We start from the raw sequence: 21,716 nt of genomic DNA, 5'->3' as shown, positions 1-21,716 counted from the left end.
GCCGTGTCAGTGGATGCGCATTATAGGGAGATTCTGAAACACCGCAAGGGCTTTTTTAAAGAAAATTCACTTTCCGCGTTTGCTTGCTGAGAATTTAAACTAATCAGCTATTTTTTATGCTTTTTTAACAACAAAAGAGCACTTTTAGGCTTTATACTGAGGGTAATTAAACAAATCAGGGATTTTATATGTTTAGCTCAATTCGTTCTTATCAGGGGATCCATCCTCAATTAGCTGATAATGTCTATGTAGATAGTGCTGCTGTAATAGTAGGTGATATTGCTTTAGATCATGATGCCAGTATTTGGCCAATGGTTGCAGCGAGAGGTGATGTTAATATCATCCGTATCGGTAAACGTAGTAATGTACAAGATGGCTCTATTCTTCACGTTACTCGTAAATCACCTTCTAACCCAGAAGGTAACCCTTTATTGATTGGTGATGATGTCACTATTGGTCACAAAGCTATGCTTCATGGTTGTACTGTTGGTAATCGTGTTTTAGTCGGCATGGGCGCGATCATTTTAGACGGGGCTATCTTAGAGGACGATGTGATACTTGGTGCAGGCTCACTTGTCCCTCCTGGTAAGGTATTACAAAGCGGGTTTCTCTATGTGGGGAGTCCTTGTAAACAAGTGAGACCTTTAACTGATAAAGAAATCGCTTTTTTACCTCAATCTGCAGATAACTATGTGCGTTTAAAGAATGAGTATTTAGTGGACCTTCAACAGTCTAGCTAAACCCATCTTTATAAATTTGGCACATATAAGCCGATACTATTCGATATATATGTGTCCGTGCTCATCGAACGACTCTGATTCGATGAGTGCCTCTGCTAAATCCTCTATATCAAATCTGACTTGCTCAAAGGCAACTATTGCTTCTGTTCCATTTTTGATAGTTGTTGATGTCAACTTTTCTATAATCGCAGGTTTAATGAAGCAGCTAACATTCACTCCTTGAACTTGTACAATTAAGTACACTTGTTTTAATGCTTCATCCCATTCGACAATATCGGTAAAAATAATACTTTGGTTCATGCGAACGCCCTTATACCAACTGCGCTCTCAAGGTGTCGTGGACAGCTTGAGTATTTGGCATAACGCCTCGCCAAATATTAAAGCTTTGCGCTGCTTGCCCAACTAACATGCCTAAGCCATCGGCGACTTCAACAGCGCCTTTTGATAATGCCCATTGATTAAATAATGTCATTTCTGCGCCGTATGACATGTCATAACATTGAGTTTTAGGGCTGATAATACTTTGTGGGAGACTAATAAGCTCTCCTGCTAACCCTGCCGATGTTGAATTAATAATCATATCGAATGGTGTATCTAACTCATCAATGGGTCTAGCTTGCACTTCACCAAACTCATTAAAAATTTCAGCAAGGTTTTGCGCTTTGCTAAACGTACGATTGCATATTGTGACTTTTGCCCCAGCTTCTAGTAATGGCTTAATACAGCCTCTTGCTGCGCCACCAGCTCCAACTAACAATAAACGCTTATTCGATATACAACCAAAGTGCTGCTTAATATCAGCGACAAGACCCACGCCGTCAGTATTGTCACCGCGTATTCTTCCATCTGGTAAATAGATAAGAGTGTTAACGGCACCTGCAAGTTTTGCTAATTCACTTAATTCATCACACGCCGCATAAGCTTGCTCTTTAAAAGGAGCGGTGACATTCGCCCCTTTACCACCAGCAGTGAAAAATGCCATTAACGATTGAGAGAATTGATCTACCGGTGCAAGTATCGCTTGGTAAGTGATTACTTGCTGAGTTTGTTTAGCAAACTCAGTATGGATATATGGCGACTTACTCTGTGCGATTGGGTTGCCAAATACTGCATACTTATCGGTCATCAATATTCTCTCTTCGTTTATTGCATTGATATTAAGTTACTAATATTGCAAATTACTAATATTAAAAGTTACTTAGTGTAAGCCTTAGGCATACTGGATTGTGTCATATAGCGGTCACGCAGCTCATCATGGCGACTTTCAGTGCTTTGCTCTTCACCGTTAATCCACATCTTTTGAATGTGACTACTGTATTCAAACGGATCGCCACTCCACAACACCATATCAGCGGGCTTGCCAACGGCTATGCGTCCAGCATCAAGGTGAAAAGTATCTGCTACGTTTGACGTAATCGACGCCATTGCATCGTCATACTTCATCCCATTGGCAACGGCATTGCCGGCACTATAGCGCAAACCATATACGCCATGGGCATCACCTGGTACAGCTAACACGACTTGGACGCCAGCTTTACTTAATTTCCCTGCGTTATCCAGTGAATTATTCAAAGAGTCAAAACTTTCAGGTAAATTACGCATGGCATCCATCACCACAGGGATACCTGCTTGAGCGAGTTGATCTGCAACCACCACAGCGTCGGCAGCTTCCAACAACACTAAATCAAGCTTAAAGCGTTGCTTAAGTTTAATGAGTTGCAAAATATCGCTGGCACGATCTGCATAAGCGATTAAAGGCTTCTCACCACTCAGAACGGCATTCAAAATCAATTCTTCTTTAGTTGGAGCCTTATCGGCCTCTTTATCAGCTTTCTTCGTTGCCGCCTTAGTTAATGCTTTTTGACGTTCATCTAATTTATTAATTAGATTCTGCATACCGATAATTCGGGAACCATCGTGTTCCGCACCTAAAGCCACGAACAAGGCTTGCTCTGTGGCAACAATGCTATCCCAATCTCCAGTTAATTCAACCTCAATGGTTTGACCTGAAAAAATTGTCTCGCCGCCACCAGGTGCAACAATACTGCGGGTTAAGCCGCCTTTTCTAGCAAAAGGAATTGCTGTACTTTTAGGGTTAAATGCAAGGCTAGGATCAAAAGTCATATCCGCTGCTTTGTCGTTAGTATCACGCGTCATTTTTTCTTGACCCACTTCAACTAACCCCAATGAATTCATTGCGCCAATAAAGCCAGGAGTTAAGACTCCACCTTTGGCGTCAATGATAATATCTGCATTGACCATCTCTGGATTTACGGCAACGATCTTACCGTCTTCGACGATAACAGATGCGTTGCTCAGCACGCCTTTGTCTGTTGAGGTATAGATCTTCGCGTTAGTAACTGCAATCGTTTCAGCTTGTGATAGTGACGGTACTAAGCCCGCAAGCATTGAGATGGCAACTAATGATTTTTTAAATTTTTTCAATGTCTTGCTCCTTATTTTTGACCTAACATAAAATCACTTTTCGCTTGGTACTTATCATCTTGGCGATCAAACACTTTGGCGCCATCAATGAATACTTGTTCAGCCTTAGCGTAAACACTGAATGGATTACTGTTCCAAATGACAACATCGGCATTTTTACCCGCTTCAAGTGAACCGGTTTTATCTGCAATACCTAAAGACTTGGCTGCATTCGAAGTGATCCAGCTGATGACATGTTCTTCGGTTAGCTCAAAACCGTGCTGATTAGCACTATGCATGATCTTAGCTGTTTCTTGGTTTAAACGTTGAATAGTGGTGCTAGAGTCAGAATGAACTACGGCACAGGAATTCTTCACGGCATCGACCATTGCGACATTTTCAATCACCATGTCATTCGCTTCCATTTTAAAGCCCCACCAATCTGGCCACATCGCTGCGCAGTTACCATTTTCAGCCAATAGCTCAGCAATCTTGTAACCTTCAATGGCATGGTGGAACGTGCCTGAGTGGTAATTAAATTCTTTACCTAAATCCACCATCATTGCCATTTCTTCAGCTTTGTAACAATGGTTATGGATCAGTATTTCGCCTTCTAACACCCCTTTTAAAGTGTCATTGGTTAAATCACGTTGAGGGACTTCTGGATTTAATCCAGCAGCATAATCCGCATCATATTTATCCCATGCACGCTTATACTCTGTCGCTTCTATAAAGGCTTGGCGATAACCAGCCATATTGCCCATACGCGTCATTGGTGCAACTTTTTGTCCTCTTCCATAAGCCCCTTTAGGGTTTTCGCCACAAGCCATTTTTAAGCCATAAGGCGCATCGGGAAATTTCATACCCTGCATTGTTGTTGATGGTGCATTTTTCAAGGTAACGCCACGTCCACCAATTAAATTGGCAGAACCAGGGAGAATTTGTAACGTAGTCACGCCACCTTCCCTTGCTCGGTTAAAGGCTGGGTCTTGCGGCCAGACACTGTGCTCAGCCCAGACCTCTGCGGTATTAGGGTTGGTCACTTCATTGCCGTCACTATGCGCATCGGCGCTAGGACTCGGGTAAACACCAAGGTGAGAATGCACATCGATAATACCAGGAGTGATCCACTTATCTGTTGCATCAACAACTGTGGCACCTTTGACTAACTCTGCAGAAAGTTGAGCACCAACGGCTTTAATTTTGCCATCGACCATCAACACATCCGCTTGCTCTATTTTTTCGCCAGTGCCTGTTAATACTGTTGCATTGGTGAGCAAGGTCGTTATGCGAGGTAATACTTGATAAGTACTAGGATAGGGATTTTTATTAATTGTCACTTGAGGATCTTGCTGTTGAGTTTGATTACACCCTAACAGTGCCGTTGATACAGCAATTACTACTAATGACGGCGCAAATTTGGCCATTGCTTTGTACTCCCTTTTATTATTGTTGTGCCTAATTTAACTAAGTTGTTAACGTAAATAAAGTAACACTCTGAAATGATTTGTAGCAAAACATTAACAATTAAGAAATACGACAGTGATGAGCTTTCCTTATTACATACTTAGAAAAAATGTCGTTATAATTCATCATCAAATTAGCCTAACTTAGCGTAATCATCATGAATTGGTTAAAAAAACTATTTAGTTCTAGACAACAAAGCAGCATATCAAGTGATGATCGTGATACTACACAATCCAACGCATATGATTTGATAGGTGGTGAGGAAACGATTCGATTACTAGCAAAGCAGTTTTATCAGCAAATGCAGCATCGTACCGAGACTGAATCGCTACTTGCTATTCATCGAGCGCCTATTGCGGACTCTGAGCAAAAGTTATTTGAATTTTTAAGTGGCTGGTTAGGCGGACCACAGTTATATCAGCAAAAGTATGGCCATCCAGCATTACGTGCTAGACACATGCATTTTGCGATTGACCAAGCGATGGTCGATCAATGGCTCATCTGCATGGAACAAGCTATTATTCAGACAATAAAAAAGCCTGAACATCAGCAAGTGATATTTCAGGCCATTTCAACGCTTGCCAATAATATGCGAAATAAAGATTAATTCTCGAGGTTTAACCAGTCTTGTGGTTTCAGGTAGCGCTCGTATAACTCTGCCTTTTGAGAACCTTGTTCTCGCGTAAAGGCGTAAAACCCTATTCCTAGCGAACAAATGATGAAGGCATAAACAGCAGAAATAATTTAGTGCCTCCATCGATTTTAAACCATACAGAGACTAGCTTTCTAACTGTAACCAATCTTGTGGTTTCAGGTAGCGATAGTATAACTCTGCCTCTTGAGAATCTTCTTCGGGCGTAAAGCAATATTCCCAGCGTACAAAGATGATGGCATAGACATCATTTACTTAGTACAGCTATTGTTTTAGCCCCTACAAAGACTCGTTATCTAACTGTAACCAATCTTGTGGTTTCAGGTAGCGCTCGTATAACTCTGCCTCCTGAGAATCTTCTTCGGGCGTAAAACCATATTCCCAGCGTACCAAAGGCGGCATCGACATCAAAATAGATTCGGTACGCCCTCCGGTTTGTAGACCGAACAAAGTGCCTCGGTCATAAACCAAGTTGAACTCAACATAACGTCCACGACGGTATAACTGGAACTGACGTTCATCATCGTTGTATTCAAGGTCTTTGTTACGCTCTACAATTGGCGAATATGCGGTTAAGAAACCGCTACCTACCGCTTGCATAAATTCAAAGCTTTTCTCAAATCCGTGCTCATTAAGGTCATCGAAGAATAAACCACCGACGCCGCGAGTTTCATTACGGTGTGGTAAAAAGAAGTATTCATCACACCACTTTTTATATTTTGGATAGACTTCTTCGCCAAATGGCACACAAATGTCAGCCGCAGTTTGATGCCATGAGACAACGTCTTCTTCAAAAGGATAATAAGGGGTTAAATCAAAACCACCACCAAACCACCACACAGGATCAGCGCCCTCTTTACGAGCAATAAAAAAGCGTACATTGGCGTGAGTGGTCGGAATGAATGGGTTTTTAGGGTGGATCACTAATGACACGCCCATGGCTTCAAAACTTCTACCTGCAAGTTCAGGACGGTGCGCTGTAGCAGATGCTGGCATTGCTGCTCCCATTACATGGGAAAAGTTCACCCCAGCTTGCTCAAATACTTGCCCGTTGGTTAATACCCTACTAGTGCCACCACCGCCTTCAGCGCGTTCCCACGACTCAGCTTGAAACTTAGCTTTTTCATCAAGCGTTTCTAAACCTTCACAAATGCTTGCTTGAAGCGCTAACAAATATTGCTTAACTACTGAGGCATCAGGTATTGCCATATCAAAATCCTTATTGTCCATTGCGCAGCACTTTACCGCTGCGGGCGTCGATAATTGTTGAAGGCTGACGTTGAGCTCCTAACTCACCGAGTACGAGGGCATTAACGTCAGCAGAAAAAGTCTGTTCAATTTCACTTGCTGACATGGCAGGATTTTGACCTGCTAAGTTAGCACTACTTGAAACAAAAGGTTTATTCACGCTATCGCAAAGGGCTCTCACCACAGGATGGGCAGAGATGCGTACCGCAATTGAATCAAACTCACCACAAAGCAACTTACTAACACCCGCTTTAATGGGCATAACAAACGTATAAGGACCTGGCCATTTGCTGAATGCAAAAGCCAGTTGTTCTTCTGTTAGTTGAGCTTCATCGATGTAAGGCTTGAGTTGCTGGTAATCACTGGCCACAAGGATTAAGCCCTTTTGCCAAGGTCGTTGTTTTATATCCAGCAATTTTTGGATAGCAGAAAGATTATCAGGATCACATCCGAGGCCATAAACCGCCTCTGTAGGGTAAGCAATAACGCCCCCTTCAACAAACACCTTGCCGACTTCAGATGGTTGCAACAGCTGCATGATTTTCCCTTTAACCTTCTTAAATTAATGGCAAATTATACAGACTATACGGATATGAACAAATACTGATATACCAGCTATTTAGTCATAAGCTTAAAGCGGACGTTTATATTTACAGGATTTTTGAGGACACTCTAAGCGACTCCCCGCCGCGCCTTTACGCTCAACAAGAATACCAAAGTCACATTCAGGGCATGTTTCGTTATGAGGTGGGTAATTCACTAAGTATTTGCACTTAGGGTAACAATTACAAGCAAAGAAGGTTTTGCCGTAACGACTCGTGCGAGACTCTAAATGACCTTTTTTACAATGTGGGCAAGGTATTACTTCAGCTTCTGCATCATGATCGTGCTTTTCAATATGGGTACACTCAGGGTAATTTGTGCAACCAATAAAAATACCAAAACGTCCAGACTTAACCGCTAACTCATTACCACAATCGGGACATTCAGAGCCTTCTATTACTTGAGTCTCTATTGACTCATGCTGCACTAAGGGCCTGGTAAAGTCACAAGTGGGATAATTATTACAACCAATGAAGCCACCATGCTTACTGTTCTTAACCGACAACTCGCAGCCACACTTAGGGCAGAGCTCAAACTCTTTTTCTAAAGCGTGTTCGTGCACGGTAAATAACTGCTCATCTATTTTAGACATCTGGCTCTCGATTCACATTTAAGGTGAAAACTGGTTTCAGCCTTCATGGGTAGTAAAGGATATAATTGGTATAAAAATATAGTAGCAAACAAGAAGATCAAAAAAGGAGGCCTAGCCTCCTTTTTAATCACTTCATCACAAACAACCAATCTTATGAATGTAAACGGCCATCAGGCTGCTCAAAAATAAGATCTTCCATTTGTTCATAAGCTGATTCGTTGCCTGGCACATTAAACAGCACCATCAACACCACCCATTTTAAATCTTCCAAGATTAGGGAGGTTTCATCTAACGCCATGACGCGGTCAATGACCATTTCACGAGTTTCCACTGTCAGCACTTGGATTTGCTCGAGGAATAAAATAAAACCTCGGCTTTCAACATCCAATTTCGCCATCTCGTCTTTGGTATAAATTCGAAATGATTGCTGCGCATGATTACACAAGTAAGGTTTATCACTTTCTTGTAAATCCGCTAAACGTTCTAGCCACGATAAGGCTTTTAAAATGTCAGCTTGGTGAAAGCCCGCACGGGTTAACTCTTTGGTAAGCTCATCTTCGTCAACTAATAGCTCAACTTCACTATGAACATAGTTCTCAAAAAGATACATGAGGATATCAAACATATGGTTATCTCCTCTCTAGTCTGACGTAACCACCAGGCACTTGCGCAACCCAGCCCTGTAATTCAAGTTCAAGCATTTCTACTAACACCAGATCTATCGACTTCCCGCTATGCTCGACCACCATATCAATACTGGTAGTCTCATAACCTACACTAGCTAACAGCGCAGAAAATGGCAAATTTGTTGTATTATGTTCTATATGGTGACGATTAGCGACATCTTCAAGGTGAAAGCTTGTCATTGTGGACAATTCTTCAACAACATCGGCTGCACATTCCACTAATTTCGCCCCATTCTTTAACAAATCATGACACCCTTGATGATAGCCACCAGCTACTGAGCCTGGCACAGCAAACACTTCTCGGTTTTGCTCCATGGCTAATCTTGCAGTGATTAATGATCCACTTTTACGTGTTGCTTCGACCACAATACTGCCGAGAGATAAACCGCTTATTATTCGATTGCGCTTCGGAAAGTTGCCTGCAAATGGACCTACTTGAGGCCAGTATTCACTGACAATACAGCCCGACTGTTGAATCTGCTGATATAAATTACTGTGTCTTTTGGGATAGATACAATCGACTCCAGTACCTAACACTGCAATCGTCACTCCATTATTGCCTAGTGCCGCTTTATGCGCAGCGCCATCAATCCCTGTCGCCATACCACTGGTAATCGAGAAACCTAATTGTACTAGTTCAGCCGCTAAGGTATTAGCCGTGCTCAAACCACCGACAGATGCATTTCGACTGCCCACCATACCAATGGATGGCAGTAACAAACTTTCTAGTTGGCCTTTTACGAACAATATTGAAGGCGGATCGGATATTTGTTTTAGTAAAGCTGGATATTCGGGATCAGAAAAGCAAAGTATGTGGTGTTGTGAGGACTGCTGTTGCCACTCAAGCGCTGTATCAACTTTGTCAAAATCTATCTGAAATTGAGATAACAGCTTTGCCGATAACGGCAAAGACTGCTTTTCAAACTCTAAACGCTGTCGTAATTCCTCAACATCCATTTGAGTTAATAATTGTTGAATCCGGGCGGGTCCTAGCCCGGATACTGCACAAACAACTAGCCAATCGACCAGTTTTTCAGATATTTACTCGCCTCTTAAGTCAGTGCTTTTAGGGGTAATTAATTTATCATCAACTCGTACAGGGTGCTCATTAGCAACAATGATAGCCATGCTGGTCTTTTCAAAAACTTTAAAGACCATTAATTTACCATGATAAATGTCAGGCATTGTGTACACGTCATCATCTGAAATTTTGGCTTTTAAATTTTCATAAGCATTACGGTCAAGTGTTGGCACAGGCAAGCCATCGCCATTGATGACTATTTGCTCGCCATCGCGATATATCGCAAATACATGTCCCGTTTCAATATTGTCCTGTTCACCTTTATCTAAGTAAACGATGTCCAGTTTACCGACTTCGCGAATGTCTTTTTCAATCGCAATCACATTAGCAGGAACCGTTTCTGGTGCAGCTTTAGGCATAAAGTAAGCTGACATCAGCGCTTCATCTTCAACGGGCGCAACTCTAAAGCCTGCCTTTGACTCACGTAAGCTACTTAATAATTCAACTTTAGATATTTCACCTGACTCAATGACACGACCACTTGCCGTTAAGATGATTTCTTGGCCTAAAATGTCGCTAGTTTCTCTATCTAAGAACTCTCGGCCTTCTTGATATATAGCGAGCTTTTCTCCGACAGGCAAATTGGCATTAATATAAACCACATCATTGACCACATGATGGCGAGACGGGCTTTCGCCAGCCAAAATCATCGGCAAACCTTCAACCCACTCAGGATCAACAATACGGTTTTGGACTAAATAAGGTTGAATCAAAGCAAGATCAATCGCTGGAATTGGACCACCTTTATCACTAATACGCCCTTCAGGTCCTTTTTTGATATGCTGCTTTAATACCAAGCGTGGTTCGCCATCGATAAAAACAAGCGTTAATCTATCACCTGGATAAATGAGATGCGGGTTAGCAATCTGTGGATTTGCGCCCCATAATTTAGGCCAATGCCAAGGATCGTCTAAGAAAAAAGCAGAGATATCCCAGAGGGTATCGCCTTTCTTAACGATATAAGAATCAGGGTGACCTGATTTTAATGTTAAAGTATCTGCATTAACTAACAGTGTACTTAGTGTCAAAAACGCGAGTAAAAATATCCGTTTCATGGTTCATTCCATGTGTTTAGCTCTTTATTAGAGCTTTTGCTGTTATTGATGGTCAGTAAGGATTAAAATTAACCCATTATCTAAGCCAGTATAGCTAACTGGCTGAAATTTGACAGACTTGTTAAGAGTTTATATATGCCATTATTAAAAGTTTTACGCTTTCCAGATGAAAGATTACGTACTGTAGCCAAGCCAGTAACCGATTTTGGTGAAGGACTACAAACCCAAATTGATAACATGTTAGAAACAATGTACGAAGAAAAAGGCATTGGTTTAGCAGCAACTCAAGTAGATTTTCATCAACAATTAATTGTGATGGACCTGCAAGATGATGTTGAACGTCCAACAATTTTTATCAACCCAGAAATCATCGCCAAGAGTGGTGACTTCACAAATGAAGAAGGCTGCTTATCGGTACCAGGTGTATACGCTAAGGTTGACCGTTCTGAGTTTGTCACTTTCAAAGCCTTGGATCGTCATGGTGAAGAGTTCATTGTTGAAGCAGATGACTTGTTCGCCATTTGTATTCAGCATGAGATGGATCACTTACAAGGTAAGCTTTTCGTTGATTATTTATCAAAAATGAAGCGTGACCGCATTAAGAAAAAGCTTGAGAAAGAAGCACGTTTAGAAGCTAAAGAAGCATAGGACTCCATTTGAAACCGTTAAATATTATCTTTGCTGGTACACCTGACTTTGCAGCTTTACATCTGCAAGCCCTGATCGAATCAGAACATAATGTGGTTGCTGTTTACTCACAACCAGATAGACCTGCAGGTCGAGGGAAGAAGTTACAAGCAAGTCCGGTGAAACAGTTAGCTGTTGCCAATGATATTCCCGTTTACCAACCAGCATCTCTGCGTAAAGAAGAAGCTCAAGCTGAGCTTGCCGCTTTAAATGCCGATATTATGGTGGTTGTGGCTTACGGGTTGATCTTGCCAAAGATAGTATTAGATACACCACACTTAGGTTGTATTAATGTCCATGGCTCTATTTTACCTCGATGGCGCGGCGCGGCGCCTATTCAACGAGCGTTATGGGCTGGCGATAATGAAACTGGTGTGACTATCATGCAAATGGATATCGGTTTAGATACTGGTGACATGCTATTAAAAACATCATTAAAAATTGAAGATACAGATACTTCTGCTAGTCTTTACAGCAAACTCGCTGAGCAAGGTCCAGCAGCGCTTATCGAAGCGTTAGCCGGTATTAGTGATGGTTCAATCACACCAGAGAAGCAAGACGAAGCTCTTGCTAATTACGCCGAAAAACTCTCTAAAGAAGAAGCGCAAATAGATTGGCGTAAAGATGCTAAACAGCTCTGGCAAGAAGTTCGTGCGTTTAATCCTTGGCCAGCCAGTCACTTTCCACTGCAAGGTAATACCATCAAGGTATGGCAAGCCAGTTACTCAGCCGAGCAAACGAGTGCTGCACCAGGTACGATCATTGAAAGCAATAAGCATGGCATCACTGTAGCAACAGGCAATGGCGCTCTACAATTGCAAGTTATGCAAGTTCCTGGGAAGAAACAAATGCCTGTAGCTGATATTTTAAATTCTCGCGCAGAGTGGTTTGTTGAAGGCACATGTTTTATTAGCGCGGATGAATCAAAAGAGGCACAAGCTTAATGAATGTTAGAGCCCTTGCAGCAAAAGCCATTTTTAATGTCTTAGAAAAAGGTGTTTCGTTATCCGTTGCCCTGCCTGAACAACAGCAACACTTAACGAATGGTAAAGACAAAGCTTTATTAGCCGAGCTTTGTTATGGCGTGATGCGTCAATTGCCGCAATTAGATAAGTCTGTCAGTGATTGCCTCAGTAAACCTTTTAAAGCCAAGCAAAGAATACTGCATCAGCTACTTTTAGTTGGTTGCTATCAATTATATTTTACCCGTATTCCTGCCCATGCTGCGATTTCAGAAACGGCAGAAGCCTGTCGTCAAATGAAGTTTGATGGCTTAGTGAAAGTCGTTAATGGTGTTTTACGTAATATTCAGCGTAAAGAAGCGCCATTAAACACTGACAACGATACCTTAAAATACAATACACCAGCGTGGTTTATTAAACGCTTGAAAAGTGCCTACCCAGAAAGTTGGGCAGATATTATTGAGCAAAGTCATCAACGCCCTCCTATGTGGCTTCGCAACAATCAACTATCTCAAACTCGCGACCAATATTTAACCCTTCTTGCTGAACAAGAAATTGAAGCCAGTGCTGGTGACAGTGATGATGCCATTCTGTTGTCGTCACCAAAAGATGTGATGCAATTACCTGGTTTTGCAGAAGGTTCTGCATCTGTACAAGATGGCGCCGCACAATGGGCCGCGACGTTATTAACGCCTCAAGCAGATGAGCTAGTTCTGGATGCTTGCGCCGCTCCCGGCGGTAAAACTTGTCACACCATTGAATGTGAACCGAGTATCTCTATGGTTGCTGTGGATTTTGATGCAAAACGTTTAGAGCGTGTGCAACAAAATCTGGACAGATTAAATTTAAAAGCGCAAGTTATTCATGGTGATGCTGCAGATATTGATAGTTGGTGGCAAGGTGATAAGTTTGACCGTATCTTATTAGATGCACCTTGCTCGGCAACAGGTGTTATCCGTCGCCACCCCGATATTAAATGGTTACGTAAGAACAGTGATATTGAAGAGCTAGCTCTACTGCAGCAACAAATCATTGTTCATTGCTGGAAGTGGCTCAAGCCTGGCGGCACGATGTTATATGCCACCTGCTCTATTTTGCCACAAGAAAACAGTCAGCAAATTGAACAGTTTTTACAACGTACTCCAGATGCGACACTAGCACCGATTGCGCAGCAATCGTCTGCTGATGATATTGGATGGCAAATCCTACCTGGTCAAAACAATATGGATGGCTTTTATTACGCCCGTTTAATAAAAGCGGCCTAAGCGTGTTATAGCAGGGATACCAGCACAGTAATGAAGATTATTATTTTAGGCGCAGGACAAGTGGGCGGTACTCTCGCTGAAAATCTTGTAGGCGAGAACAACGATATCACTCTGGTTGATAATGACCGAACGCGAGTTAAATATTTACAAGATAAGTTCGACTTGCAAACGGTTATTGGCCACGGCGCACATCCTAGTACCTTAAAAAAAGCCGGCGCTGAAGATGCTGACATGCTCATTGCTGTTACCAATAGTGACGAATGTAATATGGCTGCTTGTCATATTGCCTATAGTTTATTTGGTACCCCAACTAAAATTGCGCGTATTCGCTCTGAAGCCTATTTAGATCTGCAAGAAAAACTCTTCATCAATACCGAAGTGAAAAGCAGCGATGGCAAAACTCGTGGTGGTTTTGTTATTGATGAATTGATTGCACCAGAGCAACTAGTAACATCTTACATTGAACGCTTAGTGCAATACCCAGGCGCATTACAAGTACTGCAATTCGCTAGAGGTAAACTCAGCCTAGTCGCTGTAAAAGCCTATTATGGGGGCCCTTTAGTCGGGAATGCCCTCGCTGCTTTACGCGAGCATATGCCAAATATTGATACCCGAGTGGCGGCTATTTTCCGAAAAGGCAAAGCCATTATGCCTAGAGGCACGACCATCATCGAAGCCGATGATGAAGTCTTCTTCGTTGCTGATACGCGTCACGTTCGCGCGGTAATGAGTGAAATGCAAAAACTGGATAACTCGTACCGTAATATCATGATTGCCGGTGGGGGTAATATTGGTTTTGGTTTGGCTAAGCGCCTGCAAAAAAATCATTCAGTCAAACTGATTGAACACAGCTTAGAGCGCGCAGAAAGCTTGTCTGAAAAGCTCGAGAATTGCACCGTATTTAATGGTGACGCTTCTGACCAAGAATTATTACTTGAAGAGCACATAGATCAAACTGACGTATTTATTGCAGTTACCAATGATGATGAAGCCAATATCATGTCTGCACTGCTGGCAAAGCGCATGGGTGCTAAAAAAGTCATGGTGCTTATTCAGCGTGAAGCCTATGTCGATATCGTTCAAGAAGCGAATATTGATATTGCTATCTCTCCACAACAAACCACCATCTCGGCATTATTAACCCACATTCGCCAAGGCGATATCTGTAATGTTTATTCATTACGACGTGGTGCAGCCGAAGCAATTGAAGCCATTGCCCATGGTAACTCATCCACCTCTAAGGTAGTGGGTAAGCAAATTAGCGATATTAAACTGCCACCAGGAACGACTATTGGTGCCATCGTGCGAAATGATGAAGTGATCATGGGACACGATAAAACCATTATTGAAGAAGGAGATCATGTGATTCTATTCTTAGTGAACAAGAAGTTCATTGGGGATGTAGAAAAGCTATTCCAACCGAGTGCGTTTTTCTTCTAACAACCCATGCTGAATTTAAAGCCGCTACTGTTTATTGTTGGCATATTTTTATCTATTCTCACTGCTTTTATGCTGGTGCCAATGGGGTTTGCACTTTTTTACCACGAAGAAACCATTGGCGACTTTATGATGTCCGGTTTATTTTCCGGCTTAGTCGCCATTTTATGTATTCAGGCTGGCCACACAAAGAAAGTAAAACTCAATATCCGTGACATGTTCTTTTTAACCACAATAACTTGGTTAATTGTCAGTTTATTTGCTGCACTGCCCTTTACGCTTTACCACGGTATTAATTATACCGATGCCTTTTTTGAAACCATGTCTGGGATCACCACAACTGGCTCTACTGTATTATCAGGTCTCGACGACATGGACCACAGCATCTTAATTTGGCGTTCATTATTACAATGGCTTGGTGGCATTGGTTTTATCGTAATGGCGGTGGCGATTTTACCCTTTCTTAATGTTGGTGGTATGCGCTTGTTTCGCACCGAATCTTCCGACTGGGGAGATAAAACAACCCCTCGTACCCAACATATGGCTAAACAACTATTCAAAGTCTATGTGTTACTTACCATCATTTGTGCTTTGGCTTATCACATATCAGGAATGCACTGGTTTGAAGCCATTAATCACGCCATGACCACCCTTTCAACTGGTGGATATTCAACATCCGACAGCTCAATGTCGTCATTCACACCCGCAGCTCACTGGGTCGGCGTATTGTTTATGGCCGCTGGTGGCTTACCTTTATTGATGTTTGTCCAAGCTATTCAGCAGCGGTCATTTAAAGTGTGGAATGATGAGCAGGTGAAAGGCTTCATCAAGTTTATTATGTTTGTCTCTATTAGCCTTGGGACTTGGTTATGGCTTAAGTCCGATATGAATTACCTCGATGCATTGAGGCTTTCTAGTTTCAATGTGGTTTCAGTGGTAACGACAACGGGATATGGCCTAACGGATTATCAAGCATGGGGAGCATTCGCGAGCCTGACATTTTTGTTTCTGATGTTTGTAGGCAGTTGCTCAGGCTCAACTTCTGGCGGAATAAAAATATTTCGTTTTCAGATCTCAATAAAGGTCATGTACCAACAACTGACACAGCAATTTCACCCACAAGCCGTCATTAAAAAACGCTATAACAATCGCACCATTGATAACGATATTATTCGCTCGATTATGGCGTTCATTATGTTGTTCCTGCTGGTGATTCTTTTACTGACAATAATCTTGGTGCTAACTGGTTTAGACGCAGTAACGAGTATTACTGGCGCAGTCACTGCTGTGACTAATGTAGGGCCTGGCTTGGGGCCAGTTATCGGCCCTGCAGGAAACTTTTCTAGCTTACCGGATATTGCCAAATGGGCTTTAGCCTTTGGGATGTTATTAGGCCGACTTGAAATAATTACAGTGGCAGTGCTATTTGCACCTAAGTTTTGGAAATACTAGTTTTAGTCTCAACGATAAATATTGACCCAAATTCAGTTAATAATGGTAAAAAAAAAGGCAGTTCGATTAACGCCCCACCTTTCATTAATATTGCAGATCGAATATATAGTCTTAGCTAACCGCTTCCGAGTTAATCAAGCTAACCACATGATCAGCATAAACCTTCACGTCATCCCAATCGGTGTAATCAATCACAGTCGTTGGATCGGTAGGTCCATCAGTCATTTTCATAATTAAGCGAATAGCTAAACTATCGTACCAAGTCCAAGAAGGATAATTGACTTTTCCTGGAATGATTTTCACATCTTGTGGTGTCCAAGGTGAAAGTTCGATAAATTTTTGCAGGTACTTATTATTCTCAGGAATTCGCTTTTCAGGTTTGCGCGCAACAACGTTAACGCAAAAGAAGCTATTTGGCTTACTGCTTAATTCTGCTTGGTAGCGAGTAACAAACTCAAAAACAGACTTATGGTACGAGCCATAAAGAACGCAAGCACCCAATGCAACAGCATCATAGCTAGCCCAATCAATGTCAGCATGATTATTATCAAGAATATTGACCACATCGCATTGATGACCACTCTGTACAATCTGCTCAGCTATCGCACGACTGATTTGCGCCGTATGACCGCCTCTTGAGTAATAAATCACTAATGTTTTTGCCATTTTCACACCGATGGTTGCGTTAGTAGGTAATCATTGTGGCAAAAAAAGCCATTGCAATCGTCCTCTTTGATCACAAATTAGAAATGACTCATATATTTGAACGATAAAATTGAGATCTGTGTTAGCCAGCAGTATGATGCCACTTAAGTAATAAATTTAATGTATTTACTCAGGTAAGGTATATAGATGTCTGAAAATATTGATGTAGATTCGATGCTAGGTAATGCGGAAATGGCAGCCAAGTGGCTAAAAGCGATTGCTAACCCATACCGTTTGATGATCTTGTGTTTATTACTCGACAAAGAGCACAGCGTGACAGAGTTGAATGACAAGGTACCATTGAGTCAGTCAGCGTTATCACAACACCTTGCAGTGATCCGAGCTCAGGACTTAGTCAATACGCGTAAAAGTTCGCAAAATGTTTACTACACATTAAAAAATGAAGAAGTGACTGAAGTTATTTCGATTCTGCACCGTTTATATTGCGCTAAATAAGCGTCTTGTAGCTTAGGCTTTAGCGACTAAAATGCTATCAAAGCCTAAGTGAGTCATTACAGCGAACACTGAAAAATTACAGCAGCTTAAACTCGTTAGCGAATGCTTCAACCTTATCCCAATTGGTAAACTCATAAGTTCCCGTGGTATCTGTAGGCCCTTTGGTCATCCACATAATAAAACGGATCATCACTCTATCCACAGTGCGATATTTCGGGTAATCAATCTTGCCAGCAAATACCCCTAGTAACGCAGGTGTCCAACTAGACAGTGTGAGAAACTTTTGCATATATGGATTAGTTTCTGGTGTATTTTTTTCAGGTTTTCTAGCAACGACATTAACGGTAAAAAATGCTGTTTTTACACCATCCAATACAGCTCTGTGCTGAGCAATAAACTCAAATAATGCAGGTCGATGCTTGCCATATCGAATGCTGGCACCGATTAAAATCTTATCAAAACTGCTAAGTGCCAATTCGCTCGCTTGTTCTAATGACACTATGGTCACTTGTTCATTTTCAGCGCTTAAATGCTGTTTGATTTTTTCACATATTGCCAGTGTTTGGCCATCAACAGTTGAGTAAATAATAAGGTTGTTCGACATTTTAATTCCTTGTAAATAGCCATTCCCTGTCAGTGAACATAAGGTATAAATTAGTTTTTCCAGAAAGTCGGTGTAAACAAGACTAACAAGGTAAACACTTCAAGACGACCAAATAGCATCGCGAGTACTAACACCCATTTAGCGCCATCAGTCACGCTGGCATAGTTACTGGCCACATCACCTAAACCTGGGCCGAGGTTATTAATGCTGGCTGCTGTGGCACTAAATGCGGTAATGGCATCCATTTCCATCGCCATTAGCAACACCATACAAACGACAAACACTAACGCATAAGCCGAGAAGAACCCCCACACCGCATCAATCACCCGATCAGGTAATGCTGACTTGCCAATACGAATAGAGTACATAGCTTTAGGGTGAATAAGACGCTTCATCTCGCGGGAGCCTTGCAGCAATAACAGCACAAAACGAATGACTTTCATGCCGCCACCGGTTGAACCAGCACAGCCACCAATAAAGCTTGAAAAGATAAGTAAGATGGGGAGAAACAATGGCCAGGTATGGAAGCTTTCTGTACCAAAACCAGCGGTAGTTGAAATCGATACCACTTGGAAAAAGGCATAATCTAATGTTTGTTCTGGACTATCGTAAATACCTGAGCGATATAAGGTCGCAAAACAAATGGCAGTTAACACTAATTGAATACCAATGAGTGCTTTAAATTCAGCATCACGAAAATAGACTTTAAAGTTAATCCCACGCCAACTAAACGCAGCAAAGTGCAAACTAAAGTTCACTGCGGCAATCAATAAAAATACAGCACAAATGACATTAATTAGTGGGCTATCGAAGTAGCCAATACTGGCGTCATGGGTCGAGAAACCGCCTATGGCAATGGTTGAAAATGAATGACAAATAGCATCAAAAGCACTCATACCAGCAAAGTAAAATGCTGTCGCACAAGCGACTGTGAGCAATAAGTAAATATACCAAAGCGCTTTAGCGGTTTCGGCAATTCTCGGTTTCATCTTACTGTCTTTCACAGGCCCTGGAATTTCAGCTTTATACAGCTGCATGCCACCAATACCTAATAACGGCAAAATCGCTACTGCAAGTACAATGATACCCATACCGCCCATCCACTGCAGTAAATGCCGGTAAAACAAAATGGCTTTGGGTAAGTCATCAAGGCCGACAATAACAGTCGCACCTGTGGTGGTTAAAGCTGAGAAGGATTCAAAAAAGCTGTCAGTCCAGCTTAAGTTGGGTTCAGTAGAAAAGATAAAAGGCAAAGCACCGATAGAACCCAGTACCGTCCAAAATAACACGACGATTAAAAAGCCTTCGCGGGTGCGTAAATCACCTTTTTCGCGGCGATTGGGGTACCACAATAAAAAACCAAGAAACAAACTGACACAGAATGCCTGAATAAAAGCAGTCCCGCCGCCATCTTTATAAAGAATAGCCACTAAAGAAGGCGGTAACATGGTGATAGAAAATAATCCCATCAACAAGCCGGTAATTCTGATGATTGTTTTATATTGCATTGATTATTATTGTACTAGTTTGCATAGCATTGGATTCATTCAGCATTATGTTAACGGCTATTTAACGTTATATTTTGGCATACTTTCTAGCCCTATCAAACGTTAAACTTTGCTTTAAGCTGGCCTTGTGTTTGCGTGGCTAATTCTCGATTAAAATCATCATGAAATGTTTTCGCTATTTCAAACTCAACTTCTATCGCATCAGTAAAAACTTTATTGATAATAACGCCATCAAATTGGTTAATCAGATATTCCACATTATTGAGCTGCGGATAACTGCAAATGAGCGATGATGAATAACGGATATACTTGGTGACAGTTGCTAATTCGGGTAACCCCGATTTAATCCCGGATGAATAAGCGCGAACTAAACCGCCAACACCCAACTTAGTACCACCAAAATAGCGCACCACAACCGCGCCTATTTCACCAATACCAGAGCCTTGAAGCGTCGCCAACATAGGACGTCCTGCACTCCCAGCGGGTTCACCATCATCGCTGCTGCCAATAGCAATACTATTTTGAGGATCGGACGCCACAAAAGCATAGCAATAATGATTTGCGCCTGGGTATTCGACCTTTAAGTTAGTAAGTGCACACTTTAGCTCTGTTTCACTACAGCAGTGAAACAGCACTGTAATGAAACGGCTATGTTTAATATCTTCCTCAATCGTTAATGTTTGATTGGGAATTAAGTATTGTTCAGTCAACCAGGCCTAGCTCTCGTGTCATATTCTCATTATGGTCTTGATGAACAATAACATTATCTTCAATACGAATACCGCCATATGGACGCAATTCATTAACCATATCCCAATTTACTTGCGATTGGCGTTTATCGGCTTTTAATTCGCCTAATAATGAATCGATAATATATATACCCGGCTCGATAGTGAACACTTGGTTGGCTTGTATTTCACGAGTACAACGAAGGAATGGATGTCCATCCGGAGTTGGAATATGCGTTCCACGTTCATCATGTGAAAAACCGCCCATATCGTGTACCTGTAACCCCAGCATATGGCCTAAACCATGAGGGAAGAACACGCTAGTAATACCTTGTTCCACTAATCCCTCAGCATCACCTTTGGCGATATCAAAATCCAGCATCAACTGTGCGAGCTTGGCATGAGTAGTAAGATGAAGGTCAGTATATTTAACGCCTGGCTTCATTAAGTCGACAATAGCTAACTGCAACTTGTTCATTTCGACAATCAACTCATAAAAACGATTCTTCTCAAATGAATAAGTGCGGGTAATATCTGATGCATAACCATTATAGTTAGCACCTGCATCAATCAAAAATGATAGACGCGGTGATGGGATCTGATGCTCAAGTGCTGTGTAATGCAAAATGGCAGCATTTTGATTAAGGGCAACAATATTGCCATACGGTACTTCGTTTTCAGTTTGACCAATCGCTGACAAGTATTGCTGCTGGATTTCAAACTCACTGCCACCATTATAAAAAGCATTCTTAGCAGCTAGATGCCCTTTTACTGCGATTTGGTTAGCGCGGCGAAGACATTCTAATTCGTACTGTGTTTTATCAGCACGATGAAAATGCAGGTAATTCAAAACAGAGTCAGGATTACGCTTACTCATCCCTAATACTTCAGCGACATCAAGGTGCTCACCTATATATGCCCACTCTGCAATATTAGAAGGTAATAACTCAGCAACTCGGTCGGCTTTGGTTAATAGTTTAATATCGAAATGTTCAGCCCAAAAATCATTTGGCTCATCACTGACTTTATGCCAGAAATCCACTGGGCGATAAAAAATTAATTGCGGCTTATCTATACCGTTCGCGACAACCCAACAGTTTGGATTATCAAGCACTGGTAGCCACGCCTTAAATTGCGGGTTTACTTTGAATGGATAGCTTAAGTCGTCTAAAAACTGGCGATGAGCTTGGCCTGAATGTATCACTAAGCCAGCCAATTGTTCTCGAGAGACGATTTCGGCAACACGACGATTTAATTCTGCAATGTGAGCATGATAAAAATTAGCTAGCTGATCCATTTTTGCTATCCCTATGATGTTATTTTTCTTGTTTAAGAACCTGTGAAGTGTATCACAAAGGACAAAA

Annotated in this window: 23 protein-coding genes; 8 read left to right on the top strand and 15 right to left on the bottom strand. The window is 41.8% G+C overall.

The genetic code is table 11. From position 1 onward, the window contains the following. Positions 1-188: 188 nt before the first annotated feature. Entirely contained in the window at positions 189-740 is a 552-nt protein-coding gene (locus LMH66_RS15375) for a gamma carbonic anhydrase family protein (protein ID WP_229371048.1), read from the top strand. Positions 741-776: 36 nt separating this feature from the next. Here LMH66_RS15375 and LMH66_RS15370 read toward each other — a convergent pair whose 3' ends face one another. The 4 genes from LMH66_RS15370 to LMH66_RS15355 all read right to left on the bottom strand — a co-directional run bounded on the left by LMH66_RS15370 (position 777) and on the right by LMH66_RS15355 (position 4,591). Continuing rightward, positions 777-1,040, bottom strand: coding sequence for a DUF1488 domain-containing protein (locus LMH66_RS15370; RefSeq protein WP_102529082.1), 264 nt, complete (start codon positions 1,038-1,040; stop codon positions 777-779). A 10-nt stretch (positions 1,041-1,050) separates the two neighbouring features. Then, positions 1,051-1,866, bottom strand: coding sequence for a shikimate dehydrogenase (gene aroE / locus LMH66_RS15365; RefSeq protein ID WP_229371046.1), 816 nt, complete (start codon positions 1,864-1,866; stop codon positions 1,051-1,053). A gap of 68 nt (positions 1,867-1,934) precedes the next feature. Then, positions 1,935-3,185 (bottom strand): amidohydrolase family protein, encoded by a 1,251-nt coding sequence (locus LMH66_RS15360; protein WP_229371044.1) that lies wholly within the window; start codon positions 3,183-3,185, stop codon positions 1,935-1,937. 11 nt (positions 3,186-3,196) lie between these two features. After that, positions 3,197-4,591, bottom strand: a complete 1,395-nt coding sequence (locus LMH66_RS15355; RefSeq protein ID WP_229371042.1) for an amidohydrolase — start codon at positions 4,589-4,591, stop codon at positions 3,197-3,199. A 197-nt stretch (positions 4,592-4,788) separates the two neighbouring features. Between LMH66_RS15355 and LMH66_RS15350 the strand changes: the two genes are divergently transcribed. Beyond that, positions 4,789-5,238, top strand: coding sequence for a group II truncated hemoglobin (locus tag LMH66_RS15350; protein WP_229371040.1), 450 nt, complete (start codon positions 4,789-4,791; stop codon positions 5,236-5,238). A gap of 324 nt (positions 5,239-5,562) precedes the next feature. Here the strand turns inward: LMH66_RS15350 and hemF are convergent, their stop codons facing one another. The 6 genes from hemF to LMH66_RS15315 all read right to left on the bottom strand — a co-directional run bounded on the left by hemF (position 5,563) and on the right by LMH66_RS15315 (position 10,548). Beyond that, complete coding sequence (gene hemF, locus LMH66_RS15340) at positions 5,563-6,492, bottom strand: oxygen-dependent coproporphyrinogen oxidase (protein ID WP_229371038.1); 930 nt, start codon at positions 6,490-6,492, stop codon at positions 5,563-5,565. Positions 6,493-6,502: 10 nt separating this feature from the next. Continuing rightward, a complete protein-coding gene (locus tag LMH66_RS15335; protein ID WP_229371036.1) occupies positions 6,503-7,069 on the bottom strand; it encodes an L-threonylcarbamoyladenylate synthase in 567 nt (188 codons plus the stop codon). 93 nt (positions 7,070-7,162) lie between these two features. After that, on the bottom strand, positions 7,163-7,726 hold the full coding sequence (locus LMH66_RS15330; RefSeq protein WP_229371033.1) for a type I DNA topoisomerase: 564 nt from the start codon (positions 7,724-7,726) through the stop codon (positions 7,163-7,165). A 151-nt stretch (positions 7,727-7,877) separates the two neighbouring features. Next, complete coding sequence (locus LMH66_RS15325; protein ID WP_102529089.1) at positions 7,878-8,351, bottom strand: DUF494 family protein; 474 nt, start codon at positions 8,349-8,351, stop codon at positions 7,878-7,880. A gap of 4 nt (positions 8,352-8,355) precedes the next feature. Beyond that, positions 8,356-9,369, bottom strand: a complete 1,014-nt coding sequence (gene dprA / locus LMH66_RS15320; protein WP_229371031.1) for a DNA-processing protein DprA — start codon at positions 9,367-9,369, stop codon at positions 8,356-8,358. 84 nt (positions 9,370-9,453) lie between these two features. Next, positions 9,454-10,548, bottom strand: coding sequence for a LysM peptidoglycan-binding domain-containing protein (locus LMH66_RS15315; protein WP_229371029.1), 1,095 nt, complete (start codon positions 10,546-10,548; stop codon positions 9,454-9,456). A gap of 135 nt (positions 10,549-10,683) precedes the next feature. Here LMH66_RS15315 and def point away from each other — a divergent pair, with 135 nt between their 5' ends. The 5 genes from def to LMH66_RS15290 are packed head-to-tail and all read left to right on the top strand — an operon-like array spanning position 10,684 to position 16,351. Then, positions 10,684-11,196 (top strand): peptide deformylase, encoded by a 513-nt coding sequence (def, locus tag LMH66_RS15310; protein ID WP_229371027.1) that lies wholly within the window; start codon positions 10,684-10,686, stop codon positions 11,194-11,196. Positions 11,197-11,204: 8 nt separating this feature from the next. Then, positions 11,205-12,179 carry a methionyl-tRNA formyltransferase gene (gene fmt / locus LMH66_RS15305; protein WP_229371025.1) on the top strand — a complete coding sequence of 325 codons (975 nt, stop codon included), beginning with the start codon at positions 11,205-11,207 and terminating at the stop codon, positions 12,177-12,179. Continuing rightward, entirely contained in the window at positions 12,179-13,462 is a 1,284-nt protein-coding gene (rsmB, locus tag LMH66_RS15300) for a 16S rRNA (cytosine(967)-C(5))-methyltransferase RsmB (RefSeq protein WP_229371023.1), read from the top strand. Before fmt ends, rsmB begins: the two co-directional genes overlap by 1 nt. A 30-nt stretch (positions 13,463-13,492) precedes the next feature. Next, a complete protein-coding gene (gene trkA / locus LMH66_RS15295) occupies positions 13,493-14,902 on the top strand; it encodes a Trk system potassium transporter TrkA (RefSeq protein ID WP_102529095.1) in 1,410 nt (469 codons plus the stop codon). Between the two features lie 6 nt (positions 14,903-14,908). Continuing rightward, on the top strand, positions 14,909-16,351 hold the full coding sequence (locus LMH66_RS15290; RefSeq protein ID WP_229371021.1) for a TrkH family potassium uptake protein: 1,443 nt from the start codon (positions 14,909-14,911) through the stop codon (positions 16,349-16,351). 111 nt (positions 16,352-16,462) lie between these two features. On the opposite strand, the gene hemG (LMH66_RS15285) is transcribed toward LMH66_RS15290, so the two are convergent. After that, complete coding sequence (gene hemG / locus LMH66_RS15285; protein ID WP_229371019.1) at positions 16,463-17,017, bottom strand: menaquinone-dependent protoporphyrinogen IX dehydrogenase; 555 nt, start codon at positions 17,015-17,017, stop codon at positions 16,463-16,465. 186 nt (positions 17,018-17,203) lie between these two features. Between hemG (LMH66_RS15285) and LMH66_RS15280 the strand changes: the two genes are divergently transcribed. Continuing rightward, complete coding sequence (locus LMH66_RS15280) at positions 17,204-17,512, top strand: ArsR/SmtB family transcription factor (RefSeq protein WP_102529098.1); 309 nt, start codon at positions 17,204-17,206, stop codon at positions 17,510-17,512. Positions 17,513-17,588: 76 nt separating this feature from the next. Here the strand turns inward: LMH66_RS15280 and hemG (LMH66_RS15275) are convergent, their stop codons facing one another. The 4 genes from hemG (LMH66_RS15275) to pepQ all read right to left on the bottom strand — a co-directional run bounded on the left by hemG (LMH66_RS15275) (position 17,589) and on the right by pepQ (position 21,649). Then, a complete protein-coding gene (gene hemG / locus LMH66_RS15275) occupies positions 17,589-18,116 on the bottom strand; it encodes a menaquinone-dependent protoporphyrinogen IX dehydrogenase (RefSeq protein WP_229371017.1) in 528 nt (175 codons plus the stop codon). 50 nt (positions 18,117-18,166) lie between these two features. Next, positions 18,167-19,624, bottom strand: a complete 1,458-nt coding sequence (locus LMH66_RS15270) for a TrkH family potassium uptake protein (protein WP_102529100.1) — start codon at positions 19,622-19,624, stop codon at positions 18,167-18,169. 95 nt (positions 19,625-19,719) lie between these two features. After that, positions 19,720-20,334 carry a YigZ family protein gene (locus LMH66_RS15265; protein ID WP_229371014.1) on the bottom strand — a complete coding sequence of 205 codons (615 nt, stop codon included), beginning with the start codon at positions 20,332-20,334 and terminating at the stop codon, positions 19,720-19,722. Next, positions 20,327-21,649 carry a Xaa-Pro dipeptidase gene (pepQ, locus tag LMH66_RS15260; RefSeq protein ID WP_229371012.1) on the bottom strand — a complete coding sequence of 441 codons (1,323 nt, stop codon included), beginning with the start codon at positions 21,647-21,649 and terminating at the stop codon, positions 20,327-20,329. The genes LMH66_RS15265 and pepQ overlap by 8 nt, the downstream gene beginning before the upstream one ends. Positions 21,650-21,716 lie beyond the last annotated feature (67 nt).

Source organism: Shewanella sp. 10N.7, from assembly GCF_020806285.1.
GTDB classification, from domain to species: Bacteria; Pseudomonadota; Gammaproteobacteria; order Enterobacterales; family Shewanellaceae; genus Shewanella; species Shewanella electrodiphila.
The sequence above is the reverse complement of the archived record's forward strand: the minus strand, read 5'-3'. Positions and strand labels throughout refer to the sequence as shown.